Annotated in this window: 9 protein-coding genes; all 9 read left to right on the top strand. The window is 65.6% G+C overall.

The genetic code is table 11. The features are described from left to right. Position 1: 1 nt before the first annotated feature. The 9 genes from nuoF to nuoN all read left to right on the top strand — a co-directional run bounded on the left by nuoF (position 2) and on the right by nuoN (position 11,571). Complete coding sequence (gene nuoF / locus CWS39_RS08795) at positions 2 to 1,318, top strand: NADH-quinone oxidoreductase subunit NuoF (protein ID WP_102142524.1); 1,317 nt, start codon at positions 2 to 4, stop codon at positions 1,316 to 1,318. Positions 1,319 to 1,413: 95 nt separating this feature from the next. Beyond that, positions 1,414 to 3,753 (top strand): NADH-quinone oxidoreductase subunit G, encoded by a 2,340-nt coding sequence (locus tag CWS39_RS08790; RefSeq protein WP_102142610.1) that lies wholly within the window; start codon positions 1,414 to 1,416, stop codon positions 3,751 to 3,753. Continuing rightward, positions 3,750 to 4,985: an NADH-quinone oxidoreductase subunit NuoH gene (gene nuoH, locus CWS39_RS08785; protein ID WP_102142523.1), complete on the top strand. Its 1,236-nt coding sequence runs from the start codon at positions 3,750 to 3,752 to the stop codon at positions 4,983 to 4,985. Before CWS39_RS08790 ends, nuoH begins: the two co-directional genes overlap by 4 nt. Then, complete coding sequence (nuoI, locus tag CWS39_RS08780; protein ID WP_102142522.1) at positions 4,978 to 5,502, top strand: NADH-quinone oxidoreductase subunit NuoI; 525 nt, start codon at positions 4,978 to 4,980, stop codon at positions 5,500 to 5,502. The genes nuoH and nuoI overlap by 8 nt, the downstream gene beginning before the upstream one ends. Beyond that, positions 5,499 to 6,350: an NADH-quinone oxidoreductase subunit J gene (locus CWS39_RS08775; RefSeq protein ID WP_102142521.1), complete on the top strand. Its 852-nt coding sequence runs from the start codon at positions 5,499 to 5,501 to the stop codon at positions 6,348 to 6,350. The genes nuoI and CWS39_RS08775 overlap by 4 nt, the downstream gene beginning before the upstream one ends. After that, complete coding sequence (gene nuoK, locus CWS39_RS08770) at positions 6,347 to 6,646, top strand: NADH-quinone oxidoreductase subunit NuoK (protein WP_102142520.1); 300 nt, start codon at positions 6,347 to 6,349, stop codon at positions 6,644 to 6,646. The genes CWS39_RS08775 and nuoK overlap by 4 nt, the downstream gene beginning before the upstream one ends. 7 nt (positions 6,647 to 6,653) lie before the next feature. Further along, positions 6,654 to 8,534, top strand: a complete 1,881-nt coding sequence (nuoL, locus tag CWS39_RS08765) for an NADH-quinone oxidoreductase subunit L (RefSeq protein WP_102142519.1) — start codon at positions 6,654 to 6,656, stop codon at positions 8,532 to 8,534. Beyond that, the gene (locus tag CWS39_RS08760; RefSeq protein ID WP_233213414.1) at positions 8,513 to 10,054 is read left to right on the top strand and encodes an NADH-quinone oxidoreductase subunit M; all 1,542 of its coding nucleotides are present in this window, start codon (positions 8,513 to 8,515) and stop codon (positions 10,052 to 10,054) included. The genes nuoL and CWS39_RS08760 overlap by 22 nt, the downstream gene beginning before the upstream one ends. Then, a complete protein-coding gene (gene nuoN / locus CWS39_RS08755) occupies positions 10,051 to 11,571 on the top strand; it encodes an NADH-quinone oxidoreductase subunit NuoN (protein WP_102142518.1) in 1,521 nt (506 codons plus the stop codon). Before CWS39_RS08760 ends, nuoN begins: the two co-directional genes overlap by 4 nt. Positions 11,572 to 11,751: the final 180 nt, after the last annotated feature.

Below are 11,751 nucleotides of genomic sequence, written 5' to 3'. Positions count from 1 at the left end.
TATGGCGCTCACTCCCGTGTTGAGCCGGTACTGGGATCACCCACAGTCCTGGACGCTCGATACCTACCGCGCGTTCGATGGCTACCAGGCGCTGCAGAAGGCGCTGGGCATGGACCCCGACGATGTCATTGCGACGGTGAAGGAGTCGGGTCTGCGCGGCCGCGGCGGCGCCGGCTTCCCGACCGGAGTCAAGTGGTCGTTCATCCCCCAGGATGACTCCGGCGCAGGCGCCAAACCGCACTACCTCGTCGTCAACGCCGACGAATCCGAACCCGGCACCTGCAAAGACGTTCCGCTGATGATGGCCACCCCCCACGTTCTGATCGAGGGCGCCATCATCGCGGCCTATGCGATCCGAGCCCATCACGCCTTCATCTACCTCCGCGGCGAGGTGGTCCCGGTACTGCGGCGCCTGCAGGCCGCGGTCACCGAAGCCTACGACGCCGGGTACCTCGGCGCCGACATCCTCGGCTCCGGCTACCACCTCGACCTCGTCGTACACGCCGGGGCGGGCGCCTATATCTGCGGCGAGGAAACCGCGTTGCTCGACTCGTTGGAGGGCCGCCGCGGTCAACCCAGGTTGCGGCCGCCGTTCCCGGCCGAGGCCGGGCTGTATGGGTGCCCCACCGTGGTGAACAATGTCGAATCGCTCGCGTCGGTGCCGGCCGTCGTACTCCACGGTGTCGACTGGTTCCGTTCCATGGGAAGCGAGGACTCACCCGGGTTTTCGCTCTACTCCCTATCGGGTCACGTCCACCGACCGGGCCAGTACGAGGCGCCACTCGGCATCACCCTGCGCGAACTGCTCGAGTATGCCGGCGGTGTGCGGGCCGGGCATTCGCTGAAGTTCTGGACACCCGGCGGATCGTCCACTCCGCTACTGACCGACGAACACCTCGATGTGCCACTGGATTACGAGGGAATGGCGTCGGTCGGCTCGATGCTGGGCACCAAGGCGCTGCAAATCTTCGACGAAACCACCTGCGTGGTGCGTGCGGTGCGCCGCTGGACCCAGTTCTACGCCCACGAGTCCTGCGGTAAGTGCACGCCGTGCCGCGAGGGCACCTACTGGCTGGCCCAGATCTACGAACGCCTGGAAGCTGGAACGGGAACGTCCGAAGACCTACAGAAACTGGCCCGGATCGCCGACAACCTCAACGGAAGATCCTTCTGCGCGTTGGGCGATGGCGCGGCCAGCCCGATCCAGTCCTCGCTGAAGTTTTTCCCCGACGAGTACCACGCGCACGTGTCCGGAGGCGGCTGCCCGTTCGACCCGCACGCCTCGACGCTGACGGCCACCGCGGGGGTGGGTGTCTAGATGGTCACCGAATGGACACCGAGTGTGCGGATTGATACGCAGCAGGCGGCGTGTCGCGTGCGGAAGCGCTCGCTCGCGGCGAGGGGGTGGTCAAGATGACCGTCACCGAACCGACCCGCGAGGCCCCGCCGGTGGAGATGGTGAACCTCACCATCGATGACACCGAGCTGCGGGTACCGAAGGGCACGTTGGTGATTCGCGCGGCCGAGCTGGCAGGGATTCATATTCCGCGGTTCTGCGACCACCCGTTACTGCAGCCCGTCGGCGCGTGCCGGCAGTGCCTGGTGCAAGTAGAGGGCCAGCGCAAACCGACCGCCTCCTGCACGACCGTGGTGACCAACGACATGGTGGTGCGCACCCAGCGCACCTCTGAGGTCGCGGACACGGCGCAGAAGGGCGTGCTGGAGCTCTTGCTGATCAATCACCCGTTGGACTGCCCGGTGTGCGACAAGGGCGGAGAGTGCCCGCTGCAGAACCAGGCTATGTCCAACGGCAACGCGGAATCCCAATTCCACGACGTCAAACGCACGTTCGCCAAACCGATCAACATTTCGGCGCAGGTTCTGCTCGACCGCGAGCGCTGCGTGTTATGTGCGCGATGCACCCGGTTTGCCGATCAGATCGCCGGCGACCCGTTCATCGAGCTGCTTGAGCGGGGCGCGCTGCAGCAGGTGGGGACTTACGCCAAAGAGCCGTTCGATTCCTACTTCTCCGGCAACACCGTGCAGATCTGCCCGGTCGGCGCACTGACCGGCAGTGCCTACCGATTCCGGGCCCGGCCGTTCGATCTGGTGTCCAGCCCGAGCGTGTGCGAGCACTGCGCGAGCGGATGCGCTCAGCGCACCGATCACCGACGCGGAAAAGTGCTGCGCCGGTTGGCAGGTGATGACCCCGAAGTCAATGAAGAGTGGAACTGCGACAAGGGCCGCTGGGCGTTCAACTACGCGACTCAGTCCGACCGAATCACCAGCCCCTTGATCCGCGGCGCCGACGGCACGCTGGCGGCGGCGTCGTGGTCGCAAGCGCTGGCAGCGGCGGCCGACGGGCTCCGAGGTGCCTACCGCCGGGCCGGCGTGCTGGTTGGTGGGCGTACCACCTGGGAGGACGCCTATGCGTACGCAAAGTTCGCACGACTCGCCCTGGGCAGCAACGACATCGACTTCAGGGCGCGGCCCCACTCCGCAGAGGAGGCCGACTTCCTCGCGGCGCGCGTCGCAGGGCGGCCGATGACGGTCACCTATGCCGACCTCGAGAAGGCTCCGGCGGTGCTGCTCGTGGGGTTCGAACCCGAAGACGAGTCCCCGATCGTCTTCCTGCGGCTGCGCAAGGCCGCCCGCAGCCGTGGCCTACGGGTATTTTCCGTGTCGCCGTTCACCACCCGCGGCCTGACCAAGATGGCGGGCACGCTGCTGCGTGCGGCGCCGGGTGAAGAGCCGTCGGTCCTCGACCGGTTGCACACCGGCGAGGTGGCCGACCTGCTGAGCCAACCCGGAGCGGTGGTGATGGTCGGCGAGCGGCTGGCGTCGGTCGACGGCGGGCTGTCCGCTGTCGGGCGGCTGGCCGACCGCACTGGCGCGCAGCTGGTTTGGGTGCCGCGACGGGCCGGCGAGCGCGCCGCGCTGGAGGCCGGCGCACTGCCCAACCTGCTGCCCGGCGGTCGCCCCGTCGGCCAACCCGGCAGGGACACCACCGGAATCCTCGCGGCCGCGATCGACGGCCGGCTGGAGGGCCTCCTGGTCGGCGGCGTCGAGATCGTCGATCTCCCCGACCCCGATGCCGCCCGGCGCGCGTTGACATCAACATTCGTGGTGAGCCTGGAACTGCGTCATAGTGAGGTCACCGAGCGCGCCGACGTGGTATTCCCGGTCGCGTCTGTCACCGAAAAGTCAGGCACATTCCTCAATTGGGAAGGCCGCCAACGGTCGTTTTCCGCCGCTCTGCCCGACACCGGATCCTTGTCGGATCTACGGGTGCTTGATGCGCTCGCCACCGAAATGGGTGTCGGCCTCGGCCTACCCGACATCGCCGCGGCACGCAACGAACTCCTGCGACTCGGAACCTGGCAGGGGCCGCGCCCGGATGCCCCCCGTTTGCAACCCGCAGTCATACCGAAACCCGCGGCGGGCCAGGCCATTCTGGCGGGCTGGCGGAAGCTGCTGGACCGTGGGCGGATGCAAGACGGCGAACCACACCTGGCCGGAACAGCCCGCCGGCCGGTGGTTCGCCTGTCCGAATCCACTGCCGCCGAAATCGGTGCGGCCGAGGGAGATTCGGTCACTGTCAGTAGCGGGCGCGGCTCGATCACCTTACCGCTGGCCCTCGCCGACCTGCCCAACCGGGTCGCGTGGCTACCGCTGAACTCCTCCGGCTCCGCGGTGCATCAGCAGCTCGGTGTGACTGTCGGAGCCGTCGTCGCGATTGGGGTGGCGTCGTGACCGACACCTGGTGGCTGGTTGCCGCGAAAGCAGTCGCGGTATTCGTGTTCCTGTTGTTGACCGTCTTGGTCGCCATACTCGTCGAGCGCAGGGTGCTTGCCTGGATGCAAGTGCGGGTCGGTCCTAACCGCGTCGGGCCAGCCGGCCTCCTGCAAAGCCTTGTCGACGGTGTGAAGCTGGCCTTGAAGGAGGGCATCACACCCGCCGGGGCGGACCGCAGGCTCTACCTGCTGGCACCTATCATTTCGGTAGTCCCGGCCTTTATGGCGTTCGCCGTTATCCCCCTTGGCGGCGAGGTGTCCGTCGCCGGCCACCCCACGATGCTTCAACTGACGGACCTGCCGGTGGCGGTCCTCTACATCCTGGCAGTGACCTCTATCGGCGCCTACGGGATCGTGTTGGCGGGCTGGGCATCCGGATCTATCTATCCGCTGCTGGGTGGGCTGCGCTCGAGCGCGCAGGTGATCTCCTACGAGATCGCGATGGCGCTGTCCTTCGTCACGGTGTTCCTCTACTCCGGAACCATGTCCACCTCCGGCATCGTCGCCGCCCAGCACGGCACCTGGTATGCGTTCGTGCTGGCGCCCTCGTTCCTCATCTACATGACCGCGATGGTCGGCGAAACCAACCGCGCCCCATTCGATTTGCCTGAGGCCGAGGGTGAACTGGTCGGCGGATTCCACACCGAGTACTCATCGCTGAAATTCGCGATGTTCATGCTCGCCGAATACGTCAACATGACCACCGTCTCGGCGCTGGCGACGACGATGTTCCTGGGCGGCTGGCACGCTCCCTGGCCGATCAACATGTGGGACGGCGCGAACACTGGTTGGTGGCCGCTGTTGTGGTTCGCGGCCAAAGTGTGGGCGTTTCTATTCCTCTTCATGTGGCTGCGTGCCACCCTGCCGCGGCTGCGCTACGACCAGTTCATGGCGCTGGGCTGGAAGATCCTCATCCCGACCTCACTGGCCTGGATCATGATCGTCGCCACCGCACGCGCCGTCGGTGGGGGTGGGCGAACGTCGGAGTGGATCGCGGCAATCGCAGGAGGGCTCTTGATGGCGGCTATCGCGCTCGCGGCAGCGCGCACATCCGCGCGGTCGCGGCGGTCAATTACCCGGCGCGATCACGCGCCATGGCACGAAACCGGCGGGTTCCCGGTGCCACCGTTGCCGAATCGGCGCACCCTCGATCCGATCATCGTCATCCGGCAGGAGGAAATCGATGCCTAGGTTCTTCGACGCCATAGCCGGTTTCGCCGTGACGTTCGGCACAATGTTCAAAAGGCCGGTCACCGAACAGTATCCGGAACAGCCGGGTCCCGTCGCGCCGCGCTATCACGGCCGGCATCAACTCAACCGCTACCCCGATGGCCTGGAGAAGTGCATCGGATGCGAGCTGTGTGCGTGGGCCTGCCCCGCCGACGCCATCTACGTGGAGGGCGCCGATAACACTGAGCAGGAACGGTATTCGCCCGGTGAACGCTATGGCCGGGTCTATCAGATCAATTACCTGCGATGCATCGGGTGTGGGCTGTGCATCGAAGCTTGCCCCACCCGCGCGCTGACCATGACCAACGACTACGAGATGGCCGACGACAATCGCGCCGACCTGATCTGGGGCAAGGACAAACTGCTCGCCCCGCTGCAGCCGGGCATGCAAGCGCCGCCGCATCCAATGGCGCCGGGCAGCACAGACGAGGACTACTACCTGGGAAACATCAACAGCACCGCGGAGGTACGTCAATGACCACATCGCTTCTGGCGCAACCGATCACCCAGACCTCGATCGGCGAAGCGGTGCTGTTTTGGGTACTGGGTCCGCTTGCAGTGATCGGCGCGTTCGGCGTCGTGATGGCGGCGAAGGCCGTGTACTCCGCGGTATGCCTCGCGATGACGATGATCATCGTTGCAGTGCTTTACATCGCTCAAGACGCGCTGTTCCTCGGTGTGGTGCAGGTGGTGGTGTACACCGGCGCGGTCATGATGCTCTTCCTGTTCGTACTCATGCTCGTCGGCGTGGATTCCGCGGATTCGCTAGTGGAAACCATTCGTAGACAACGGGTCTCTGCGGTCATCGCCGGCCTGGCGTTCGGCATCCTGTTGATCGGCGGCATCGGCAATGCCGCCAGCGGAGGAGTGGCCGGTGGCTCCGCAGCGCTCACTCCCGACGGCAATGTGGAGGGCGTAGCGACGCTGATCTTCACCCGCTATCTGTGGGCCTTCGAGTTGACGAGCGCGCTGCTGGTCACTGCCGCTCTCGGCGCGATGGTGTTGGCGCACCGGGAACGCTTCGAGCGCCGCAAGTCTCAGCGCGAGCTGTCCCGGGAGCGGTTCCGCAACGGTCACCGCGTCACACCACTTCCAAATCCGGGCGTCTACGCGATGCACAACGCTGTGGACATTCCCGCACTGCTGCCAGACGGCTCGCCCGCACGGCGATCCGTGTCGCGGGTCCTGCAACCACGCCGAGTCACGGCCCACGGGGACAGGCCTTCCGCGCCATCGCATCTGCGGCTGGTGACACCCGTTCGCGGCGGCGATGCCGACTGGGTCGAGGGCTGGATGAACGGTACTCGATCGGACGGTCAATCGTGAATCCAGATAATTATCTGTACTTGTCGGCGTTGTTGTTCACGATCGGTGCGGCGGGGGTGTTGTTGCGCCGCAACGCGATCGTCATGTTCATGTGCGTCGAGCTGATGCTGAACGCCTGCAATCTGGCGTTCGTCGCGTTCTCCCGCATGCACGGCCACCTCGACGGCCAGGTGGTGGCGTTCTTCACCATGGTGGTCGCGGCCTGCGAAGTGGTGGTGGGCCTGGCGATCATCATGACCATCTTCCGCACCCGCAAATCGGCCTCGGTCGACGACGCCAGCCTACTGAAGCACTAAGGCTGCCATGACAATTCCGGTGTGGCTGACCATCGTCTTACCGCTGGCGAGCGCGGCGATACTGCTGCTGGCGGGCAGGCGCTCCGACCGCTGGGGTCATTTGCTCGGCTGCGCGGCGGCGCTCGCGTCGTTCGTCGTCGGCGCGGCGCAGTTCGCCGACATGGCAGGCCGTGACGCCGAGCACCGCCTCGTCCACGAGACGCTGTTCTCCTGGGTGCCGGTGGCCGGATTGCAGGTCGACTTCGGGTTGCAGCTCGACCAGCTGTCGATGTGTTTCGTGCTGCTGATCACCGGCGTCGGCTCGCTGATCCACGTCTACTCCGTGGGCTATATGGCCGACGATCCCGACCGGCGACGGTTTTTCGCCTACCTGAACCTGTTTCTAGCGGCCATGCTGCTGCTGGTGCTGGCCGACAACTACCTGGGCCTGTATGTCGGATGGGAAGGCGTGGGCCTGGCCTCATACCTGCTGATCGGGTTCTGGCAGCACAAGCCGACCGCGGCCACCGCAGCCAAGAAGGCCTTCGTGGTCAACCGCGTGGGCGACATGGGCCTGGCCATCGCGATGTTCCTGATGTTCGCGACCTTCGGGACGGTGGCGTTCTCCGGAGTGTTCGACGCCGCGCCGGCCGCCAGCGAGGCCGTGCTCAGCGTGATCGGGCTGCTGCTGCTACTGGGCGCGTGCGGCAAGTCGGCCCAGGTCCCGCTGCAGTCCTGGCTCCTGGACGCGATGGAAGGCCCGACGCCGGTGTCGGCGCTGATCCACGCCGCGACGATGGTGACCGCCGGCGTGTACCTGATTGTGCGATCGGGTCCGATCTTCGATCTGGCCCCCTGGGCCCAGACCGGGGTGGTGATCGTCGGCGCCGTCACGCTGTTGTTCGGGGCGATCATCGGCTGCGCCAAGGACGACATCAAGAAAGCCCTGGCCGCGTCGACCATGAGCCAGATCGGGTACATGCATCTGGCCGCCGGTCTCGGGCCGGCCGGCTATGCGTTCGCGATCCTGCACCTGCTCACCCACGGCTTCTTCAAGGCCGGCCTGTTCCTGGGCGCCGGCTCGGTCATGCACGCCACCAACGACGAGGTCAACATGCGCCGCTACGGCGGCCTACGCACCCTGCTGCCCATCACCTACGTCACGTTCGGGCTGGGCTACCTGGCCATCATCGGAGTGCCGCCGCTGGCCGGATTCTTCTCCAAAGACGCCATCATCGAAGCCGCGCTCGGCGACGGCGGACCCCGCGGCATCCTCCTGGGCGGCGCCACGCTGCTCGGCGCCGGCATCACCGCCTTCTACATGACCCGGGTGATGCTGATGACCTTCTTCGGCGAAAAGCGTTGGGCGCCAGACGTTCACCCGCACGAGGCCCCGAAGGTGATGACCTGGCCGATGATCCTGCTGGCCATCGGCTCGGTGGCCTCCGGCGGGCTGCTCGCCATCGGCGGCACCCTCGAGCACTGGCTCGAACCGGTCGTCGGCACCCACGAAGCCCACCACGTGATGCCGGTGTGGGTGGCCACCACCATCATCCTGGCCACGGTGGCCGTCGGCATCGCGATCGCCTACCGCACGTACGGCACCCAACCCGTGCCCGCCGAAGCGCCGACCGGCTCGGCACTCGCCGTCGCCGCCCGCAAAGACCTCTACGGCGACGCATTCAACGAAGAAGTACTCATGCGACCCGGAGCGCGGCTGACTCGCGCGCTAGTGGTGATGAACGACAACGGCATTGACAGCGCGGTCACCGGCCTTGCCGCGTTGGTCGGCCGTCTCTCGTATCGCCTGCGGCAGTTGCAGACCGGGTTCGCTCGGTCGTACGCGCTGTCCATCTTGGCGGGCGCGGTCGTAGCGGTCGCGGCCCTATGGATGGTGAGGTCGTGGTGACTAGCGTTCCGTGGTTGACAATTCTGTGGCTTGGGCCTGTCGTCGGCGCTGGCGTCGTGCTGCTACTGCCGCCTCCCCAACGAACGCTGGCCAAATGGGTGGGTCTGGTTGCAGCGATGGCGGTTCTGGGTGTTGCTGCAATCTTGGCGGTCGGCTTCGAACCCGGCGGCGAGCAATACCAGTTCATCGAATCCCACACCTGGATAGCGGCTTTCGGCGCCGGCTACACGGTCGGCATCGACGGCGTTGCGCTGGTTCTGGTGCTGCTCACCGCCGTGCTGGTGCCGCTACTGATCATCGCCGGCTGGAACGACGCGTCGAGCCGGCAATATGAACAGCACGTCTACGTCGCGCTTATGTTGTGCGTCGAGGGCATGGTGCTGATTTCGTTCGTCGCGCTGGACGTGCTGCTGTTCTACGTGTTCTTCGAAGCCATGCTGATCCCGATGTACTTCCTCATCGGCCGATTCGGGGGCGCGGGCCGATCACAGGCGGCGCTAAAGTTTCTGCTCTACAGCCTGTTCGGCGGCCTCATCATGCTTGCGGCCCTCGTCGGCCTGTACGTGCTCAGCGCACGTGATGGCAACGGCTCGCTGGATTTCCGCGAGCTCGTCACCCTTGCCCACGACGCTGACCCGACGATCGCACGACTCCTCTTCCTGGGTTTCATGCTCGCGTTCGCGATCAAGGCCCCGCTGTGGCCGTTCCATACCTGGCTGCCCGGCGTGGCCAGCGCAGCGAAACCCGTCACGGCGGTGTTGATGATGGCCGTGGTCGACAAGGTGGGAACGTTCGGGATGTTGCGTTACTGCTTGCAGTTGTTCCCCGACGCGTCAGCGTTCTTCCGCCCGCTGATCATCACGCTGGCGGTCGTCGCCATCCTCTTCGGCGCGATTGTGGCGATCGGCCAGACCGACATGATGCGGTTGATCGCCTACGTGTCGATATCGCATTTCGGATTCATCATTCTGGGCATCTTCGCGATGACCAGCCAGAGCGAGGCCGGCTCCACCCTCTACATGGTCAACCACGGCGTCTCAACGGCAACACTTTTCCTTCTCGCCGGATTCCTGACCTCCCGCCGGGGCACACGTGTGATCGCCGCCTACGGTGGGGTGCAGAAGGTCGCACCGGTACTGGCCGGCACGTTCCTGGTCGCCGGTTTGTCTGCGCTGGCGCTTCCGGGGCTTGCGCCGTTCATCAGCGAATTCCTGGTACTGACAGGAACATTCACGCGCTATCCACTCGCGGCCGTCATCGCCACGGTTGCGCTCGTATTGTCCGCGATCTACGTGCTGTGGCTGTATCAGCGGATGATGACCGGCCCAGTCACCGACGGCAATGACCGCATCCACGATCTGGTCGGTCGTGAGTTGGTCGCGGTCGCACCGCTGCTCGCGCTGCTTCTGGTGCTCGGGATATACCCCAAACCGGCCCTCGATGTGATCAACCCCGCCATCGAACACACCCTGACCTCTATCGGCCAGCACGACCCCGCACCGAAGGTGATGGCCAAATGAGCATTCCCACGCCCAGTGTCGAGTATGCACAGTTGTCGCCGATGCTCATCGTGTTCGGCGCGGCCGTCGCCGGTGTGCTGGTCGAGGGGTTCGTCCCCTGCCGCGGCCGGTACCCGGCTCAACTGGCGCTGAGCGCCAGCGGCCTTGTGACGGCTTTCGTTGCAGTCGTCCTGCTCGCCGGCCACCACGGTAGCGTCGTCATGGGCTCAGTCATGATCGACGGTCCGGCGCTGTTCCTGCAAGGAGCCATCTTGTTGACGGGGATCGTCGCGATCGTGCCGATCGCAGAGCGCAGCCTTGCCGCGTTCGCCCCACAGGGCTCCCTGGTCCCTGGCAGCCCCGCCGAGCAGAGCGCAACCAGCGGCGGCGTCATCCAGACCGAGATCTTTCCGCTCACCATGATGGCGATCGGCGGGATGCTGCTCTTCCCCGCCGCCGCCGACCTGCTGACGATGTTCGTTGCACTGGAAGTGCTTTCGCTTCCGCTATATCTGCTGTGTGGGCTAGCCCGGCATCGGCGCCTGCTGTCGCAGGAGGCCGCGCTGAAGTACTTCCTGCTCGGGGCGTTCTCGTCGGCACTCTTCCTCTACGGCATCGCAATGCTTTACGGATATGCGGGCACGCTGACGTTCGCCGGCATCGCCGACGCTATCACCACGCGTCGCGGCGATACGTCGATGTTGTTGACCGGAATCGCACTGCTGGCAGTCGGTTTGCTTTTCAAGGCTGGCGCGGTGCCGTTCCAGTCGTGGGTGCCCGACGTGTACCAGGGCGCCCCCACGCCCATCACCGGGCTCATGGCCGCCGCGACGAAAATCACTGCGTTCGGTGCGATGCTCCGAATCTTTTACATCGCGCTGCCTGAACTGGTCGCCGATTGGCGTCCGGTTCTATGGGGGATAGCGACCCTTACCATGGTGGTTGCGGCGGTTCTCACCGTGGTCCAGACCGACGTCAAGCGCTTGCTCGCCTACTCGTCGGTGGCCAATGTCGGGTTCATCCTGCTTGGCGTAACCGCCACGCGGAACGGCTTGTCGTCGACGTTGTTCTACCTGGTCGCCTACGGCTTCAGCACCCTTGGTGCGTTTGCCGTCGTCAGCCTCATCCGCCGTGCCGACGGCGAGGAGGCCACCGACATCTCGCGGTGGAATGGACTGGGCAGGCGATCGCCCACGGTCGCAGCGGCGATGGCGCTTTTCCTGTTGGCGATTGCCGGGATTCCGCTGACAAGCGGGTTCGTCAGCAAATTCGCGATCTTTACTGCCGCAATGAATGTCGGGGCCGCCGGCCTCGTCGTCGTCGGAGCGCTTAGCAGTGCGATCGCGGCGTTCGCCTATGCCCGTGTCATCGTGTTGATGTTCTTCACCGAACCGAGCGCGGAGACGCCCCGAGCAGCCGTGCCCACAAAGCTAACCGCAGCGGCGGTCACTGTGGCCGCGGGCGTGACAGTACTGCTGGGCATCGCGCCGCAACCCGTGCTCGACCTGGCCAACGCGGCCGGACAATTCATGCGGTAGCAGTGACTCCCCCAGATAGGGGGCACCGCAGCCGAATTCGGTCATCTGGTCACACCCCGCTGACCCCCCACTGAGGGGTCGCCGCAGTGGTGGCCAGACGGCAAGGTAGAGGCAACGATCAGCCGTGAGGAGGAGCACCGTGATGACAAGCACCGCGCGGATCTATCCGCCGCCGGCCAC

It is taken from the genome of Mycobacterium hubeiense (assembly GCF_002838065.1).
Classification (GTDB): domain Bacteria; phylum Actinomycetota; class Actinomycetes; order Mycobacteriales; family Mycobacteriaceae; genus Mycobacterium; species Mycobacterium hubeiense.
This window is presented reverse-complemented; position numbering and strand designations above follow the sequence as displayed.

Bases quoted from the DNA above. Each gene is read 5' to 3' on its own strand.
- CWS39_RS08790 (WP_102142610.1), top strand. From the start codon at position 1,414: ATGACCGTCACCGAACCGACCCGCGAGGCCCCGCCGGTGGAGATGGTG.
- CWS39_RS08760 (WP_233213414.1), top strand. From the start codon at position 8,513: ATGGATGGTGAGGTCGTGGTGACTAGCGTTCCGTGGTTGACAATTCTG.
- CWS39_RS08775 (WP_102142521.1), top strand. From the start codon at position 5,499: ATGACCACATCGCTTCTGGCGCAACCGATCACCCAGACCTCGATCGGC.
- nuoF (WP_102142524.1), top strand. From the start codon at position 2: ATGGCGCTCACTCCCGTGTTGAGCCGGTACTGGGATCACCCACAGTCC.
- nuoL (WP_102142519.1), top strand. From the start codon at position 6,654: ATGACAATTCCGGTGTGGCTGACCATCGTCTTACCGCTGGCGAGCGCG.
- nuoI (WP_102142522.1), top strand. From the start codon at position 4,978: ATGCCTAGGTTCTTCGACGCCATAGCCGGTTTCGCCGTGACGTTCGGC.
- nuoN (WP_102142518.1), top strand. From the start codon at position 10,051: ATGAGCATTCCCACGCCCAGTGTCGAGTATGCACAGTTGTCGCCGATG.